Origin of the sequence: Halomonas sp. A3H3, from assembly GCF_000982975.1 — a bacterium.
GTDB lineage: Bacteria > Pseudomonadota > Gammaproteobacteria > Pseudomonadales > Halomonadaceae > Vreelandella > Vreelandella titanicae.
In genome coordinates this window covers 2487330-2505212 of the sequence record NZ_HG423343.1, presented here as the reverse complement: position 1 = coordinate 2505212, position 17883 = coordinate 2487330, and the positions used below count along the sequence as shown (strand labels likewise).

The following is a 17883-nucleotide window of genomic DNA, read 5'->3' as shown; positions in this document are numbered from 1 at the left end:
GAGGACTTGCACCTCCAGGAGTGCGCCCGTGCCGGGCGCACAAGAAAAACGACACTAGCGTCGCTAAGAGCAGTCCAAAACCAACGGTTTGCGCGAATGGTGGCCATAGCCCGCCGGAGGCCACCATCAACGGTATTAAACCTGCAAAGGTGGTGATCGTGGTCGAAACGATATGCCGGCTGGTGGGGCCACTGATCACCGCCAGCATGGCATCGATATCGCCTCGGCGGGCGGCTTCATCGTCATCAAAGGCAGCAATAATGATAATGGTGGCATTGATCGCTACCCCCACCAGCCCCATGATGCCGACGATAATCACAAACCCAAACGCATGCCCGCTTAGTAGCAGCGCCACAATGCCCATGCCCATCGCCTGGGCGCCGGCAATAAACACGATGGCGGCCCGCCGAAAGGAGTTAAATGCCAATACCACGGTGGCCACCATGGCTATGACCAGCAGCACCACCGAGGCAAGCAACTTGCCCACGGCGTCATCTCGCTCGGCGGCTTCACCACCGGTTTCGATTCGGTAACCAGGGGGCAATTGAAACGCCCCCGACGCCAACGCTGCCTGAAGCTTGGCATCCAACTGAGCCATGGAGACCGCCGGAAGAGCGTCGGCCACCAGGTACCCTTGTACCAACTGCATCCGTTCAGCGTTACGGCGGGTAATCACGCTCCAGGCAGGCGTGAGTGACACCTCTGCCACCGCCGCCAGTGGCAGTCCCTCAGCCACCTGATCACTGACCAGGCGCAGCGCCGCCAGCTGTTCTGCGTTAGTGCGCCACTCATCGGCGTAGCGCACCCGCACAGGCAGTTGCTGCGTATCCTCCAGCAGCATGCCTGCCGATTGCCCCGAGAGCGCGGCCCCCACTTGTTCCGCTAGCCGTTGCGGCGTTAGCCCCGCATCACTCAGTGCGGTGTGGTCAATATCCAGGGTTAACCTGGGCAAATCACGCTGCATGCCGGCGCGCACATGGGTCACCTGAGGCAGTTGGTGCATCAGGCCCGCTAGCTCAAGTCCCAGCGATGACAGCACCGCTAGATCATCACCATAGACACGTAGCTCAATCGGGGCTTTAAACGGCGGCCCCTGCTCATACTTGCGCACTACGCTTTGGGCCTGGGGGAAGCGCCGATCAAGCGCCTGCTGTAAGGCGGGCACCCGTTCATTAGTGATTTGTAAAGACGCTGTGTCCACAATCAGGTGCAAAAAAGCCGGGTTGTTATCCTCATTGGTAAGCACGTTGTAGTACATCATTGGCGCGCTTTCACCGACAAACGCCGAGACGCGGGTGATGCCCGGAAGCTCACGAATCATGGCATCGACTTCATGGGCCAGTGCTTCGGTGTTGGCCATACTGCTGGCGGGGGGCAGGCGCACCTCGATGTGAAACTGGTCGCGGTCTGCGGGAGGAAAAAACGCCACGTCCAGCGTGGGCATCAACGCCATGCCACCCACGGGCACACACAGGGTGATGATCATGGCGGCCCAGGGGTGACGCAGCGCGCTGCGTACCGTACGGCGGAAGCCGCGCTTGAGCATCCCACTGACGCCGTTATTTCGAGGCGTTGGAGGTTTATCAGCGACCCTGGCTAACAGCATGGGTGACAGCGCAGGCACCAGCAGCAACGAAACCAGATAAGAACTTACCAGTGCGACCATCACCGCCATGGCCAGGGGCCCCACGAACTCCCCCGCTGGGCCCGGCATCAACACAATCGGCATAAACGCCAATATGGTGGTTAAGGTGCTGGCCAGCAGCGGCACCGCTAAGTGGCGCAATGTGTCCCGGGTAGCGGCAAGCGCTGAATCGCCTTTCAAAAAGCGCTCGCGCAGGGCGTTGGTCATCACAATGGCATTGTCGACCATTAGCCCCAGCGCCACGATAATGCCGGTAATGCTCATCTGGTGAATATCGATACCCAGCGGCTTGAAGAACGCCAGGGTGAGCAGAGCCGTGGCGGGGATCGCCAACCCCACCGTCACCGCCGAGCGCCAGCCCATAGTGATGAACAGGATCGCCACCACCAGCGCTAGCCCCATCAGCAGGCTGCCAGCCACGTCACTTAAGCGCTGGTTGGTGTAACTGGCCTGTTCGAAAACCTCTTCAACCGCGATGCCGACAGGCAATTCATCGGCGAACACCGCCAACTGCTCTTGTGCTTTTTCCACCCAGTTATCGATTCGCTGGCCGGGTGCCATGCGTGCGCCGACATACACCGCTCGTTCGCCGTTAAGCAGTGCCACTGCGGCGGGCGGGTCTTGCACGCCCCGGCGTAGCTCAGCCAACTCGCCAAGTCTTACGGTGTGCCCCTGCCGAGTCGTCACTTCTATCTCGCGTAGCCTATCGAGCGCATCAAACTCACCGCTTAGCCCCACCGTCAGCCGGTGGCCGTCGGTGACCACTTCACCTGCGGTACGTCGTCCATCGCTTGCCTCAATAGTGGCCGCTAATTGCCCGACGGAGAGCCCCAAGGCGTTCAGTTCAAGCGGGTTAACCCTCACCTCTACCTGCTCCCCCGCCACGCCAAAGCGGTGGGTATACTCCGTGCCAGGGACGTTTCTAAACGCTGCTTCCAAACGCTCGGCGTAGCGCTCCATCAGTTGGGGATTGGGCGGGGTATCCAGTGTCCAGCGCAATGCGGCCACGATGCTAAATGCGTAGCCTCGATCATCCAGCAGCTCCGGCGTTTGTACGCCGTCAGGCAGTGTAGGGGCGACATCGGCCAGCTTGTCGCGCACGCGGCTCCACACCGGCGTTACATTGGTCACGGCATCCTCAAGCTCAAGGCTAATCACCGCAATGCCCTGGCGTGAGGTGGATTCCAGCACGTTAATCTCAGCGATGGTGCGTAGCTCATCCTCAATGGGACGCGCCACTAAAGCTTCGATCTGCTCGGGGGTGGCGCCAGGAAAAGGCGCAAGCACGGTGGCCATGCGCGCCACCAAATGGGGGTCTTCCGCGCGTGGCAGCGTTTGAATGGCCGACAGCCCGGCGACAACGAGAAGGCCCAGGGCTAGCGCTAACAGTCGACGGTTAAATAACCACTCAAGGCGCTTCATAGGCCACTTCCTCGCTTAGCGTGACCTGCTGACCTGGCGTTATACGGTGGGTGCCACCGGTAATCAGCCGCATGCCCGACGCCAGCGTGCCGCGTACAAAGGCTTGGTCGCCTTCGCTATGCAATAGCTCCACGCTGGCCTGGGCCACACGGTAGTGATCGTTCTCTAACGGCTCGGCCACCAATACGTTCCACAGGCCACGGTCGGCGGCTTGCAGGGAATCCAACGGCACCCAGTATCCGTTTGCGGGTTCTGTGATCTTGTAGCGCAGCTCTGCCAGATCGCCGGGCACGGCATGGTCTGGGGTTTCCAGCGACACCACCAGCGTCTGGGTGCGACTGTCGCTATCAACCTGGGGGAGCCGAGCACGTACCTTACCGCTGACTTCCTCACCATTCACCATCAGCTCGACGGCTTCACCTGGCGTAAACATCGCGGCCAGCGCTGCGGGTAGGCCAAGATGCGCTTCTAACTGCTCGACATCGATAAGATCGAAAGCGGTAGTGCCACTACTCACCAAGCTGCCGACACTGACATGGCGCTCAATCACTCGTCCGCCGAAGGGCGCTTTTAACGTGCTGTCATCCAAATCGACGGTAAGGCTATCGCGCTCGGCTGCCAGCGCCGCCAGGCGAGCCTGGAGGGTCAGTCGATCTGTCCGGGCCTGATCCAGCGCCGTGCGGCTGGCAAAGTTATTCTGGTTTAGCTGCGCTTCACGCTCCTCCTGGCGCTGAGCCAGGGCGAGGCTGGCACGGGCTTCTTCACTGCGTGCAGCTACCTCCGCTAAGCGGCTTTCCAATCGACGGGTATCCAGCGTGGCAAGCACATCCCCCTGTGCAACCGCATCGCCTCTGTCTGCTGACACAGCACTAACCCGCCCCGCGGGTTCGAACGCCAGCGATACCGACTGGCGCGCCACCACACGTCCGGTTAAGCGCACATCGCGTTGCAGTTGCTCGGCTTGCTCCAGGGCCTTGGTCGACACCTGTAACAGGGCGTTATCAGCGCCTTGCTGGCGGGCCTGCTGAGCACTGCTGTGCTGACTGGAGAGAGAAAATACCGTCGCCAGTGTGGCACCTACCATCAACAGCGCCGCCAGCGTGCCGCGAAACCGGTGGTTCCAGGAAGTTTTTAGAGGAGTGCCCATGTTGGCCTCGAAATGGTTTATTCTTGAACGATACCGTTCACTATAATATTTGTACGCTCACGTTCAATATTTATTTACTCAATAGCCCGGATTGCACCGAATGACAGAGCCCCAACATACATCGCCTGAACCAAAGCGCCGCGCTGGCCGACCCAAGGATATGGTTAAACGGGATGCCATGATGGATGCGGCGGCGTGTCTGTTTTTTCGCCACGGTTTAGAGGGGGTAACGATGGAAGCCGTTGCCCGAGAAGCGGGTGTTTCCAAAGTCACAGTCTACGGCCACTTTGTGACCAAAGAGGCACTGTTTGGCAGTGTGATACGGCGCGAAACCGAAATCATCCGCAGGGGATTAGATAAACTGCCCGACACCCACGAGGGGGTTCGCCAATCATTGATCGAAGTCGGCATGAGCTTAGTGCACTTTTTGTTGGAACCCCATGTCTTAGCGGTTGAGCGGGTGATGAACACTCAGGGAGAGCAGCACCCTGAGCTGCTACAGGCTTTTTTTGAGGCAGGCCCTTGGGCCACTAAGCAGTGGCTGCAGGAGAAATTGGAGGGACTAGCCCAAACCGGGCATTTAACGCTTGGCACACCCACGCTTGCCGCCAGCCACCTGTGCAGTATGTGGCAAGGCATGCTGGTCACAGAAGTCCGCATGGGCGTTCGCCACCTCCCCAGCGATGAAGAGCTGCATCATCAGGTCAGTAGCGCCGTGGATGTGTTTTTGGCGGCGTATGGGAATACCTAGGCCAAACACAGCCCATTGAAAAATCACAATCTGTTTTAACGCCGCTCTAGCACACCGATTAGCGCGGGTATTGGCAGGCTTTGATCCTCTACCGATTTATACAGGTTGCGGACGGCTTCAGCGATACCTCCCTCCACGGCGAGGTCTTCGGTCATCGTATGGTAGTAACCGAGGTCTTTGCTGGCATTGGCAACGCTAAACTTAAAGCCTGAAGGGTCATTGTCAGCGATATAGGGGCGCAGCCGCTCGAGTACTACCCCACCGCCGCCGCCTGCGCCAAGCACTTCAAGCAAGGCGGTATCGCTGATGCCCGCTTTACGTGAAGCGACAGTGGCCTCCGCCAATACCGCAGAAAACCCAAGCGAAACAAAATTATGCAGCAGTTTAAGGGTATGCCCCGCGCCCACATCGCCCGCATGGGCAATATTTTCGGCAAAGCCCTGCAGCAGAGGCAGCGTTTCATCGAACAGTGCCTTCGGCGCACCGACAATCAAGTTGAGCCGCCCTTCAGCCGCTTCTTTGGGGGTGCGCGTCATGGCGGCATCCATAAAGCGCCCGCCAGCCTCTGTGACTCTGGCAGCGACGTTTTCTGTTGAACTGGGCAAGGCGGTGGAGCAATCCACCACGATACTACCGGGCGTTATCCCTTCCAAAACGCCGTTAGGTTCAAATAGCACCGCTTCTACTTGGGGTGAGCCGGTCACGCACAGAATCACCACCTCAGCGCTCTGTGCTACCTCTCGGCCTGAATTCAACGCGGTAGCACCGGCGGCCAGCAGGTCATCTACGGGCTGATTGCCCGAGTGATTGAGAAAGCTGACTTGGTGGCCTGCGCGCAGCAGACTGCTGGCAATCCCATGGCCCATAAGGCCTACGCCGACGATGCCTACCTGGCGAGATGTTGTCATTGTCATTGCTCCATTAATGGTGATTAGTCGTGCTTGATAGCAACCGTCTTAATTCGGGTATAGCTACGCAGACCTTCAAAGCCTTTCTCTCGGCCATGGCCGGAACGCCCAACGCCACCAAATGGTAGCTCTACACCACCGGCGGCACCGTAGTTATTGATGAATACCTGACCGCTGCGAATACCTTTGGCCAAACGGAGCTGGCTACCACCATCGCGCGTCCAAATACCGGCACAGAGGCCAAAATCGGTAGCATTAGCCAGCGCCAGAGCTTCCGCTTCGTCCTCAAACACCTGCACCACCAGCACTGGGCCAAACAACTCTTCTTGAAGCACTTCATGCCCTTCGGGAATATCGGTGAGTAGTTGAGGCACTACGAAGTGGCCGCCGCTTGGCGCGCTTGCGGCTAACTGACCTTTTGCTGCCACGCGAATACCGTCGGCTTCGGCGGCCGCCAAGCGCGCTTCCAGCTTGGCTTTTTGACGCGCATTGATCAGTGGGCCGCAGTCAGCATCCGCTTCGCCTGCATCACAGCGCAGTGCAGCGAAGCGCTCGCTGAGGTTAGCGACCACGCTCTCAGCGATCTCCCGCTGCACCAGCAAACGGCTGCCTGCGGAGCAGGTCTGCCCGGCATTCTGAATAATGCCGCGCACCACCGCAGGAAGCGCGGCATCAATATCCGCATCGGCAAACACTAATTGGGGAGACTTACCGCCAAGTTCCAGGGTGACGGGTACATGGTGCTGCGCGGCCGCCTGGGCGACATGGGTGCCGGTCTCTGGCGAGCCGGTAAAGGAGAGATGATCAATGTTTGGGTGGGCAGCAAGGGCAGCGCCCGCTTCAGCACCAAGCCCTGGCACCACGTTGAGTGCACCCGCCGGAAGGCCATGATCCACTGCCAGTTGCGCTAAACGCAGTACGCTTAAACAGGCATCCTCCGCGGGCTTGAGCACAACGGTATTACCCGCGGCCAGCGCCGCCGCTACGCAGCGCCCGAAGATCTGCGATGGGTAGTTCCAGGGAATAATTTGCGCACACACGCCGTAGGGCTCACGCAGGGTCATGACCGCGAAGTCGGTCTCAAAGGGGATGGTTTCACCGTGGAGCTTGTCCGCCGCACCGCCATAGAAGCGAAAGTAGCGTGCGCAGGCACCAATATCGCCCCTGGCTTGAGTCATGGGCTTCCCGGTATCAGCACACTCAAGCTGTGCCAGTTGCTCGTGATGCGCCTCGATAATATTTGCAAAGCGTAGCAACCATTCGCTGCGCTGCCGGGCAGACCAACTCGCCCACTCGCCCAATTGGCCGGAAAACGCCTGGTGTGCCGACTCAACGGCTGCCTTAACGTCACCCTCCTGGCTACGTGCTATACGTGCCAAAGGCTCACACGAAGCTGGTGCTTCTACTTGTAAGGTAGTGGCCGTATCAACCCACTCACCACCAATCAGCGCCTGCTGAGGCGGTAACACTAATGCATCTTGCATATCGCACTCCTTTAATTGTCATTGTTCGGGTAATGCTAAAAAGCGACAGGATTCAGTAAAAAATTAACCGTAAAAAGCAGTCACCAGCCCCATGGAAATCCACGGCATATAGGTAATCGCCATTAGGCAGGCCAATACCACCAGCACAAAGCGCACCAGCCATGGCAGCATTTGATCGATCGAGATTTTGGCAACCGCACAGGCAGCAAAGAGGTTTACGCCTAGCGGCGGCGTAATCATGCCAAGCGCCAGATTAACCACCATCACCAGCCCAAAATGAACGGGGTGGATACCGAACTGAATGGCGATGGGCGTCAATATCGGTGCCAACACCAGAATAGCGGCGGAAGTTTCGATAAACATGCCGACAACCAACAGCAATGCATTGACCACCAGCAAAAACATCAGAGGATCATTGATGGTGTTGGTGACCAGAGTGGCAATTTGCGCGGGCAGCCCCGTTCGGCTTAGCAGAAAGCTAAACAGCGAGGCCGCAGCAATAATCAACATAACGGCGGCGGTAGAGATCACGCTCTGGCGTAAAATCGGCCACATGTCGTCTAGCTTCAGCTCACGGTAGTAGAAACCGCCCACGATCAGGGCAAAAAATACCGCCACGGCGGAGGCTTCGGTGGGTGTAAAAATCCCACCGTAGATACCGCCAATCACGACCACCGGCATTAGCATAGCCACCCAGGCACGCTTTACCGAGATCATAAAGCCGGTGCTGTCTTTATAGTCGTCCTTGCCGTAACCGCGCACCTTGCAGAACAGGTAGAGAAAGAGTATCAGCGCGCTGCCAATCAATATGCCGGGGCCAATGCCGGCGAGGAACAGCTGACCAATGGATGTATCGGTGCTCACGCCATACAGAATGAGAGGAATGGACGGGGGTATAAGCACACCCAGCTCAGCGGATGACGCCTGAATGGAGGCAGCCAATGGCTTTGGGTAGCCATGTTTCACCATCGCCGGAATCAGGATGGCGCCAATCGCGAAGGTGGTGGCCACACTGGAGCCTGACACCGCCGCAAACATCATGCAGGTCAGTACGCAGGACATGGCCAAGCCACCCTGCACCTTCCCCACGATAGATTTGGCTAAGTCCACCAAGCGCTGGGAGATGCCCCCTGCGGCCATCAAATTCCCGGCAAGAATAAAAAATGGGATCGCCATGAGCGGGAATTTATCAATACCGATAAACATCTGCTGCGGCACCAGCAACAGTGGCAAGCGAGTAAAGAATTCGATGCCGATAATTGACGCCAGGATAATCGAAATCGCGATCGGCACGCCGAAGGTGAATAGAATGATCAGCGACAGGCCAATAACCATATTCATGACTGCGCCCCTCCTTTAGGGAGATGGCCATCTTCAACCGCCTTCTCAGGAGTAATTTCGCTATTCTCCGGCCCTACCTTTTCACGTCCACTGAGCTGCGCTAAAAGCCGAGCCGCAACAGCCACAATGGCAAAACTTGAACCCGTGGGAATCGCCGCATAGGCCCACGACATCGAAATATTCATTCCCGACATGGTTTGATTGCTCACCCGCATCGTCATTTGGATGCCGTAATGGATCAGCACCCCAAGCACCAGCAGGCAGCACACCACAATGAGCACCTCTAAAAGAGTGAGAAAACGCACAGGTACCACTTTATAAACGACCTCCACCGCCATCATGTAACCGCCCCGAAAGGTGGCGGCAGCGGCCATAAAGACACACCAGATCATGGCGGCGCGGGAGGCGACTTCCGTCCAGGTAGAGGGGGCGTTAAACACAAAGCGGGTGAGCACCTGATAAAAGCTGAGGGTCACCGATATCGCCAGCATGACCACTGCGATCAGCATTGCAAGCCGGGTTAACTGATGCTCAAAACGAAGAAATACCGCTAGCATAAGAGATCACCATGCCAAAGCGGCCTCCGGCTACGCCGAAGGCCGGGGAGGAAGAAGCGCTCAGCAACTGCTGGCTTTGTCCTGAATGCGCTCCAGCATTTCGGTGCCGTACTCAGAAGTAAATATCTCATAGGCGGGCTGAACCGCTTCCTGGAAAGGAGCAACATCAATGTCGGTCTTTACTGTCATACCATTCTCTTCCAGCAGCGCCACGCCTTCACGCTCTAGCCGCGAGACCTCTTCACGGGTTGCTTCAGCAGATGCGACAGCGGCTTCCCTAAACCAGCCGCGCTCTTCGTCACTTAAGCCATCTAGCAGAATCGGCGACCCCAGCACGATGGCCGGCGAATAGACGTGCCCGGTTAATGAGAGGTAATCCTGCACTTCCCAGAAGTTGGTGGCGACGATGACCGTAATCGGGTTCTCCTGACCATCGACGGTACCCTGCTGAAGTGCCGTGAACAGTTCCGGGAAGGCCATCGGTGTTGGCCGAGCACCCATCTGGCGGAAAGCCTCCTGATGCACCTCGTTCTCCATGGTGCGAACGCGCAGGCCCTCGGTATCTGCTGGTGTGGCGATTTCTCGCTGGCTATTGGTCAGGTGACGGAAGCCATTTTCCGTCCAAGCTAAGCCGATCAAATCGTGATCGCCCATTTTTTCCAGTAGTTCGTCGCCAAGCTCACTATCCAGCACGCAGCGCGCCTGGTCGTAGTTCTCAAACAGGAAGGGCAGGTCGAGCACATAGGTTTCGGGAACGAAGTTACCTAGCGGGCCGGTAGAGGTAATCACCACATCGACGGTGCCGATTTGCAGCCCTTCGATCATCTCCCGCTCGCCGCCCAGCGACCCCGAGGTATGCTCGGTCACCGTGAACTCGCCATCAGACAAACGCTCCAGCGCCTCTTTAAAGGCATCTGCACCCACTGAGTAGTGGGAGCTGTCAGAAAGGGTGTGCCCCAGGTTCACTTCCGTCGCCGCATGGGCTTGTAGTGCAATGCCAACGGTAGCAATACCGCTAATCGCCGCCACCAGGGCATGGCGTGTAATTGTGGGTGTCTTTGTAAAGTGTTGCTTAGTCATTGAAGTGCCCTCTTTATGTTGTTGTGAGGGTGGAGTGCGGAGCGACACACGCTATTGGTAGCGTCGCCCCAGGCTTTTGCCTACCTCGGGTGGCAGGCCGGAACTCACGACGGTTCAGTAACGAACGCATCAATAATCTGTTTAAAGTTGTCGTCGCCCACAAAACCAAGCTGCTTGGCTTTCGCGGTTTCAAAACGCGCCGGCCAGCTCGCCACAATGGCTTCAATGCGCGGGTCAGGCTCATGGCGTACCAGCGAAAGCGCTTTCTCGCCGGCCACATCGCGCAGTGCTGCCAGCATATCGGCTACCGTGACGGTAATGCCGGGTAGCATAAAGGCGCGAAAAGAGGCCAGGGCTTCGCTCGGCACTTCCGCACCATGAATCAGCGCCGCCACCACTTTGCCCGGTGACATCACAAACATCGGCAGCTCGGTAGGCACCGGGCAAATCGCCTCTTCGCCCTTGAGCGGCTCACGTAGGATGCTGGAAGCAAAGCTGGAGGCCGCAGCATTAGGGCGGCCGGGTCGAATCACAATCGTCGGTAGGCGCAGCACTAAACCATCAATGAGCCCTCGGCGGCTGTAATCGTTGATGAGCAGCTCGCACATGGCTTTTTGTGCACCGTAGGAGTTTTGCGGATGGAGTGCCGTCATATCATCCAGTACCTCCGGCAACTCACCGCCGTAGGCCGCCACGGAGCTGGCCATAATCAAGCGAGTATCGGATAGCTCCTGCTCCCGGCAGCCTTCCAGCAGCGCCCGTGTGGCATCGAAGTTAACCCGCATACCGAGTTCCAAATCGGCTTCTGCGGCGGAGCTTACGACCGCCGCCAGGTGGTAGATCACATCAGGTCGCTGCTCTAACACGCTATCCAGTGCGTCGGGTTGGGTAATATCCAGCGCCACTGATGTCACAGCAACACTTCCCGCTGCAGGCTGCGGCGCTTCGATCTGGTCAATCAGTGTCAAGCGCGTAATAGGCTGCTGGCGAAGCTCACCACGTTCAAGCAATTGCTTGACTAAACGCTGGCCGAGAAACCCAGCAGCACCGGTAATGGCAATATGCATCGTGAGGATCCTGTTGTAGTGTTGTTATTGTTCATTCAGTTGGGGCCGATCAGTGGGAGTCGAGCAGATAGTGCCGATCAGTGTGTGGTTAGGCCCCACACCTCGCCCCACCCCAGCCCCGCGCGAGTGTCGGCCTGGGGGCGATACTCGCAGCCGATCCAGCCGCTATAGCCCAGCGCGCTTAAGCGCTCGAAGATGGCCGGGTAATGCACCTCCCCCACATCCAGTTCGTGGCGCCCGGGTACGCCTGCGACTTGAATATGCCCTATGGAGCTGAACTGGCGCTCAAGGTGGCGAATCAAGTTGCCGTCCATAATTTGGCAGTGGTAGAGATCAAACTGTAGCTTTAGATTTTCTGCCCCAACCTCTTCCAATACCGCCATGGCCTGGGCCTGGCGAGAGAGAAAAAAGCCGGGCATATCGCGCGTATTAATCGGCTCGATCAGTATCTCTCGGCCAACTTTCGCCGCCTCTTCCGTAGCAAAATGCAGATTGCGGATATAGGTGGCGTGGTGTTCAGCCTGGGTCGCGGCATCGGCATCTTCCGGGAGCAGCCCCGCCATGGCATGCACCCGAGGGCAGTTGAGCGCCTCGGCGTAACGTAGCCCTTCAATCACCGAGTCACGAAACTCTCCTTCTCGACCCGGCAAGCTCGCCAAGCCTCGCTCACCTGCATCCCAATCACCTGGCGGCAGATTAAACAGCACTTGCTCCAGTTGGTGCTTGTTCAGCGCATCTCTTAACTCATCGGCGGCATAGGCGTACGGGAACAGGTACTCAACGCCTTTAAAGCCCGCCTTCGCAGCAGCGGCAAAGCGATCCATAAAGGCGTGCTCGTTAAACAGCATGCTGAGGTTGGCGGCTAATCGAATCATCGTGGTGCTCTTGTTGTTCAGTACGTCATTGTTAAGTGCGTCGTTAATCCCGTGGAAAGCGCGCTTCCAGCTCCGCCACCTGTTCCGGCGTTAGCCCTCGCGGGTTTTCACCCCGTAGCAGCAGGTAGAGCTTGGCGGTTTCTTCCAATTCTTCGGTGGCGTAGATCGCTGCCTCGAGGTTTTTACCCGCCACCACCGGGCCGTGGTTAGCCAGCAATACCGCGCTGTGTTTGCCCGCTAACCCCCGCACTGCATCGCCCAGTTTGGGGTCGCCAGGAATGTGATACGGCACCAGCGGCAGTTTCCCCACCCGCATCACGTAGTAGGCAGTGAGTGGTGGTATGCAGTCGCAGGGATCTACGCCCGGCAGGCAAGAGACCGCCACCGAGTGAGTGGAGTGCAGGTGCACAATCGCGCCGGATTGCGGGCGCTCCTCATACATCGCCATATGCAAAAACTGCTCTTTGGTGGGCGAGTCGCCACTCATCAGTTGGCCGTTACTGTCCAAATGAGAGATTCGCGCAGGATCCAGCCGCCCCAAGCATGCGTTAGTGGGTGTCATCAGCCAGCCGCCATCGTCCAGGCGCACGCTGATATTACCGCTAGAGCCCATGGTCAGGCCGCGGTCAAACAGCGATTTCCCCAGAGTGCTGATCTGCTCACGTAAACTGTTCTGGGGATGGCGATGCAAGTGGATGCTCATACCAGCACCTCAAACGCCCGAGTAAAAAAGTCGACGCCACCAAAGTTGCCAGATTTCAGCGCCAGCGACAGCGGCACATTGCGACCGGCTAGAGGGGCTTGGGTCCAGGGTACGCCGGGGTCGATCTGCTCGCCGATGCGCAGGGTGGCAATGCCCAGCGCCGAGACCACCGCGCCGGAGGTTTCGCCCCCGGCGACCAGCAACCGGCCCACGCCTTCGTTAACCAGCGTCACTGCCAGTTGGCTCAATGCTTTTTCCACCAGCGCACCCGCATGCGCAACGCCAAGAGCTTGCTGGGCGGCGTTAACCTTTTCAGTATCAGCCGAGGCATAGAGCAGTACCGGCGCCTCTTGAGATAAGCGCTTGCGGGCAAAGGCCAGCGCCTCTTCCTGCTGTTGTCCTCCTTCAGCCAACGCCAAGGGATCAAGGGCGAAGCCGCCATCAGGGTGCTTGGCCAGAAAATCCGCTACTTGTGCCAGCGTGGCACGGGAACAGCTGCCGGAGAGCACCAGTGCACCGCCCGAGGCAGGCGATAAACGCCCCGGCTCACTGATCGTGCCCAGCCAGCCCTGTGCACGATACTGGGCGGGCAACGCCTGCCCTAGCCCTGAACCGCCGGTGACCAAGGGCATCGCAACCGTAGCTTCGGCAAGTACATCCAGATCCTGCTCATCCAGGGAATCACAGATCACATGGCGAACCCCCTGATCTGCCAGCATCGTTAAGTGAGTGCGGGTCGCCTCTGCGCCTTGAACCAGCACCGCGCGGTTGGCTAAGCCCACCGGGTGCGGCGTTTGGCGGGCGAGTACTCGCACGAGATCCGCGTCCTGCATGGGGTTCAGTGGGTGGTGCTGCATACCGCTGTCGTTGAGCAAGCGGTCGCCCACAAACAGATGGCCTTGGTAGACCGTACGGCCGTTAACCGGGAAGGCGGGCACCATCACTGTTTGGTACGCGTCCAGGGCTTCCAGCAGCGCATCCGCCACCGGGCCGATATTGCCCTGGTCGGTGGAGTCAAAGGTGGAGCAGTACTTGAAGAACAGCTGCCGGGCGCCCTGCTGGCGAAGCCACTCAAGGGCAGCCAGTGAGTCCGCCACGGCTTCGTCTACTGGGCAGGAACGCGATTTCAGCGCCACGACCACTGCATCGATATCAGCGAGGTCGATTTCTTGCTGGGGCACGCCAATCACCTGCAGGCAGCGCATACCGCCGCGCACCAGGTTATTGGCAAGGTCGGTCGCTCCAGTGAAGTCATCGGCAATAGCGCCCAGTACGATGTTCGCTCCCATCCCCATTTTATTAGGCTCCCTGGGCGTCGTTGGCAGCTTCTGGCAACGCGATGCCCGATAACCGCTGGTAGACTTTAATCACTGCCGAGTCATCTTCGCGACCAAAACCTGCACCGCTGGCAGCGGTAAACTGCTGCAGAGCGCTGGACGCTACCGGTGTTGCCAATGCCAGCTCGCGGCCGGTTTGATGCACAATGTTGAGATCTTTGACGAAGATATCCACCGCCGAAAGCGGCGTGTAGTCACCACTCAGGATATGCGGCACGCGGTTTTCGAACATCCAGGAGTTGCCCGCCGAGTGGGTAATGACGTCATATATCACCTCTGGGTCGAGCCCCATGCGAATGCCCAGCGCCATGGCCTCAGCAGCGGTGGCGATATGCACACCTGCCAGCAGTTGATTGACCAGTTTCATACTTGAGCCAACGCCAGGCGCATCGCCAAGGCGATAAACCTTGGCAGCCATGGCGTTTAGCACCGCTTCGGCGTAGGTAAATGCCTCCGTTGCCCCGGATGCCATTACCGATAGTTCACCACTTTTGGCTTTAGCAGCACCGCCGCTAATCGGCGCATCCAGCAGCAGCAAGCCCTCTGCCGCCACACGCTCACCAAGCTGTTTGGCCTGACTGGGCGCCACCGTGGCGCACTGTATGATCAGACTGTCTCGAGCCAAGTGGCTTACCACACCCTGCTCACCGAACAGCACTTGCTCAACCTGCGCCCCGTTAACGACAACCACCAACACGATATGGCAGTGAGCAAGCTCGGCAGGAGTGGCTACGCTTTGCCCCCCTGCTGCCACGAAGGCATCGCGTGCCCCAGCGGAAATATCACACCCGGTCACATTAAAGCCCTGCTTGAGCATAGCGGTGGCCGTACCCATGCCCATGGCGCCCAGGCCAATAAGACCTACTTGAAGTGATTGCTTATCGTGTTGGCTCACCTAACGGCACCTCTTTGTTGTTGAGACAGTGGTTGAGACGGCTGTTGAGACTGTTGCTGAGATCGTTGTTGTGTTTGTTGCTCTCGTCGCAGTGCAATTAGAAGCTAAATGGTAGCGCTGTCATGATAGCGCTACCATTCGTTTTAGATTATTGTTGGCGTTACGACAAGCTGAAAATCAGGGACGTGCGACCAATGTCTAAAGACTCGCCCAACGCTGCCTCTCCCAGCCCTGCCAGGCAGCGCCGAAGCTCCGACCAAGTCACGCTCAGCCAAGTGGCGCAAGCGGCAGGGGTATCACCGATTACCGCATCTCGAGCACTGAACAACCCTGATAAGGTCAGCGATAGTGCACGCCTGAGTGTTCTACAAGCCGTAGAGCAATTGGGCTACGTGCCCAACTTGGTAGCCGGTAGTCTGGCTTCATCCCGATCACGGCTGATTGCCGTGATCGTGCCGTCACTGATCAATAGCGTGTTTGTGGAAGTCATCAAGGGGCTGCAGGAGACGCTGGAAGCCGAGGGCTACCAGATACTGCTGGGTAACACCGACTACGATCTAGACCGCGAGTATCAATTGGTGCGCACTTTTCTGGGCTGGTCATGCTCTGCACTGGTCACCGCTGGGCTGCGCCATAACAAGGCGTGCCATACGCTGCTGGCGAACTGGGATCACCCCATTATGGAGGTGATGGAGCTGGGCAAAGGCATGGATCTTAACGTTGGGCTGGATCACGTGGCGGCAGGCCGCTGCATGGCCGACCATCTTCTCGACAAAGGCTACCGCCAGATTGTTTATGTAGGCGCCCGGCTCTCGCAGGATTATCGCGCCAGCATGCGTTACGAAGGCCATAAAGCGGTACTAAAGGAGAAAGGGATCGACGCCCCACTACTGGAACTAGATACCCTGGGCAGCCTACAGGCGGGCGCTGAAGGACTGGCCCAAGTGCTCGTGCAATACCCTCATACCCAAGCCATTCACTTTGCCAACGACGACTTGGCGGCAGGCGCCCTGCTGGCGGCTCAACGTCAAGGGCTAAGCGTGCCAGGGGATATCGCCATTGCCGGGTTTAACGGCCTGCCCCTTGGTCAGCACGTAACTCCTCAGCTCACTACCATTCTTTCACCCAGAGAAGAGATGGGCCGCTTAGCCGCCAAAGAACTCATCCAGCGTCTAAGCGGTAAAAACGTCTACCGCCGCCAGCACGATGTGGGCTTTACGCTCCAAACCGGCGGGAGTACTTAGGCCGTCTCAGTGCTCATATCGCTGGCGGTTGACCAAGAATTTCCAAGCCTGATCCCAGCTCGTTTTCAATCGCCTGACCAATGGCCAAAAGATTAGCGTCTTGCCAAGGCCCCGCCAGCACTTGTAGGCCAACAGGCATACCTGCGGCGTCTTTCCCAACCGGCAGCGTTAAGGCACACAGGCCTAGGAAATTAGCGATCACCGTGTTGCGCAGGGCATGCATGTTGGCTTTGGGATAGGCACCTTCGGGCTGAAGACTCTCGATAGTGGGCGGGGTAATCGCCACCGTGGGAGTAAGGACTGCATCTACATCGGCCATGCGAGCGGCAGCAGAGGCGGCAAGCGAGTCCAGCACCGTGCGACGACGCACATACTCCCAGGCAGGCATGTCATCTGCCGCTTTAACGCGGGCGGCGACGTTAGGATCCAGGGAGTCAATCATCTCGGGTAGCTCGGTGTTTAGAAACGCTGCCAATTCCGGCGCAGCCACACCGCCCAGCTTGAAGAGTTCGTACGCTTCGTCGATGCCGGGCAACTCGAGGGTCACTATTCGCGCCCCGGCGGCTTCCAGCTGCTTAATGGCACCGCGTACGGTTTCTGCGATACCTGGACTGCAGTCGTCCCAGAAAAACGTTTCTGGTACTCCAAAGGTCAACCCGGCAAGCGTCGGTGTTGCTGGCATTCGATCATCCTGACCGCTAAGGCCGCCATCCAACGCATCGAACGCAAAGGCAAGGTCATCTACCCGACGCGCCAGTAACCCTGGGGTATCCAGCGTGCTTGAAAGCGGTACGATCTGCTCGGTCGACCAGCGCCCGGCGGTGGTTTTCAGGCCGACTACGCCGGTCATTGAGGCAGGAATACGCACTGAACCGGCGGTATCGGTGCCTAATGCCAAACTTGCCGTACCGCCCACCAGTGAAACACCCGCCCCGGAGCTTGAGCCGCCAGGCGTGCGGTGCTGATGTGCATCCCAGGGGTTGCGTGGTGCTCCCCAATGGGCATTGGTGCCCAAGCCGCCAAAGGCAAACTCAACGGAGTGGGTTTTACCCATCACAGAAGGCAGCTGTTTCAATAGTGTGCTCACCACCGGGCCGGGGCGCTCCCAGCGCTTCGGCAGGCGTTGGGAAGAGCCCGCATAAGTCGGCAGCCCCGTCACGGCGTAGATATCCTTGATCGATACCGTCATGCCCATTAGCGCCCCCGCATCACCACCCTGGGCGAGCACCGCATCGGCAGCTTTTGCCATTGCCAGTGCCTGCTCGCCGTTCCAGGTGAGGTAGGCGTGGTCGTGTTTGCCGCGCTGATGATAAGCAGCGACTGCCGCTTCGGCCAGCGCGGTAGCGGTCAGCGTGCCCGCCCGCAGCCGCTCGCGCTGCTCACGCAACGGTAGAAAAATGGGTGAATCCTGCATGCTTTACTTACCT

General features: G+C 58.4%; 15 protein-coding genes. 2 read left to right on the top strand and 13 right to left on the bottom strand.

What is annotated here, in order from left to right; all coding sequences use genetic code 11:
- Together HALA3H3_RS11130 and HALA3H3_RS11125 are read right to left on the bottom strand one after the other, a co-directional pair.
- The coding region (locus HALA3H3_RS11130) for an efflux RND transporter permease subunit (protein ID WP_082116845.1) at window positions 1-3067 on the bottom strand (3067 nt) is incomplete at its 3' end.
- Window positions 3054-4214 carry an efflux RND transporter periplasmic adaptor subunit gene (locus tag HALA3H3_RS11125; RefSeq protein WP_022521638.1) on the bottom strand — a complete coding sequence of 387 codons (1161 nt, stop codon included), beginning with the start codon at window positions 4212-4214 and terminating at the stop codon, window positions 3054-3056. The genes HALA3H3_RS11125 and HALA3H3_RS11130, both read right to left, overlap by 14 nt.
- Before the next feature lie 100 nt (window positions 4215-4314).
- Here HALA3H3_RS11125 and HALA3H3_RS11120 point away from each other — a divergent pair, with 100 nt between their 5' ends.
- Window positions 4315-4965, top strand: a complete 651-nt coding sequence (locus tag HALA3H3_RS11120; protein WP_022521637.1) for a TetR/AcrR family transcriptional regulator — start codon at window positions 4315-4317, stop codon at window positions 4963-4965.
- Between the two features lie 35 nt (window positions 4966-5000).
- Here HALA3H3_RS11120 and HALA3H3_RS11115 read toward each other — a convergent pair whose 3' ends face one another.
- The 10 genes from HALA3H3_RS11115 to ltnD form a co-directional block, all read right to left on the bottom strand.
- Entirely contained in the window at window positions 5001-5873 is an 873-nt protein-coding gene (locus HALA3H3_RS11115) for an NAD(P)-dependent oxidoreductase (RefSeq protein WP_022521636.1), read from the bottom strand.
- Between the two features lie 23 nt (window positions 5874-5896).
- The gene (locus HALA3H3_RS11110) at window positions 5897-7357 is read right to left on the bottom strand and encodes an aldehyde dehydrogenase family protein (RefSeq protein WP_022521635.1); all 1461 of its coding nucleotides are present in this window, start codon (window positions 7355-7357) and stop codon (window positions 5897-5899) included.
- A 63-nt stretch (window positions 7358-7420) separates the two neighbouring features.
- Window positions 7421-8698: a TRAP transporter large permease gene (locus tag HALA3H3_RS11105; RefSeq protein WP_022521634.1), complete on the bottom strand. Its 1278-nt coding sequence runs from the start codon at window positions 8696-8698 to the stop codon at window positions 7421-7423.
- Window positions 8695-9255 (bottom strand): TRAP transporter small permease, encoded by a 561-nt coding sequence (locus HALA3H3_RS11100; protein ID WP_022521633.1) that lies wholly within the window; start codon window positions 9253-9255, stop codon window positions 8695-8697. The genes HALA3H3_RS11105 and HALA3H3_RS11100 overlap by 4 nt, the downstream gene beginning before the upstream one ends.
- 60 nt (window positions 9256-9315) lie before the next feature.
- Window positions 9316-10335: a TRAP transporter substrate-binding protein gene (locus HALA3H3_RS11095; RefSeq protein ID WP_022521632.1), complete on the bottom strand. Its 1020-nt coding sequence runs from the start codon at window positions 10333-10335 to the stop codon at window positions 9316-9318.
- A 104-nt stretch (window positions 10336-10439) separates the two neighbouring features.
- Window positions 10440-11402: a D-erythronate dehydrogenase gene (gene denD / locus HALA3H3_RS11090; protein ID WP_022521631.1), complete on the bottom strand. Its 963-nt coding sequence runs from the start codon at window positions 11400-11402 to the stop codon at window positions 10440-10442.
- A 77-nt stretch (window positions 11403-11479) separates the two neighbouring features.
- Window positions 11480-12277, bottom strand: a complete 798-nt coding sequence (otnI, locus tag HALA3H3_RS11085; protein ID WP_022521630.1) for a 2-oxo-tetronate isomerase — start codon at window positions 12275-12277, stop codon at window positions 11480-11482.
- A gap of 43 nt (window positions 12278-12320) precedes the next feature.
- Window positions 12321-12980 carry a 3-oxo-tetronate 4-phosphate decarboxylase gene (otnC, locus tag HALA3H3_RS11080; protein WP_022521629.1) on the bottom strand — a complete coding sequence of 220 codons (660 nt, stop codon included), beginning with the start codon at window positions 12978-12980 and terminating at the stop codon, window positions 12321-12323.
- Entirely contained in the window at window positions 12977-14275 is a 1299-nt protein-coding gene (otnK, locus tag HALA3H3_RS11075; protein ID WP_022521628.1) for a 3-oxo-tetronate kinase, read from the bottom strand. The genes otnC and otnK overlap by 4 nt, the downstream gene beginning before the upstream one ends.
- A gap of 4 nt (window positions 14276-14279) precedes the next feature.
- A complete protein-coding gene (gene ltnD, locus HALA3H3_RS11070; RefSeq protein WP_022521627.1) occupies window positions 14280-15212 on the bottom strand; it encodes an L-threonate dehydrogenase in 933 nt (310 codons plus the stop codon).
- A gap of 194 nt (window positions 15213-15406) precedes the next feature.
- On the opposite strand from ltnD, the gene HALA3H3_RS11065 reads away from it, so the two are divergent.
- Window positions 15407-16456, top strand: a complete 1050-nt coding sequence (locus HALA3H3_RS11065) for a LacI family DNA-binding transcriptional regulator (RefSeq protein ID WP_022521626.1) — start codon at window positions 15407-15409, stop codon at window positions 16454-16456.
- Window positions 16457-16469: 13 nt separating this feature from the next.
- Here HALA3H3_RS11065 and HALA3H3_RS11060 read toward each other — a convergent pair whose 3' ends face one another.
- Complete coding sequence (locus tag HALA3H3_RS11060; RefSeq protein WP_022521625.1) at window positions 16470-17870, bottom strand: amidase; 1401 nt, start codon at window positions 17868-17870, stop codon at window positions 16470-16472.
- Window positions 17871-17883 lie beyond the last annotated feature (13 nt).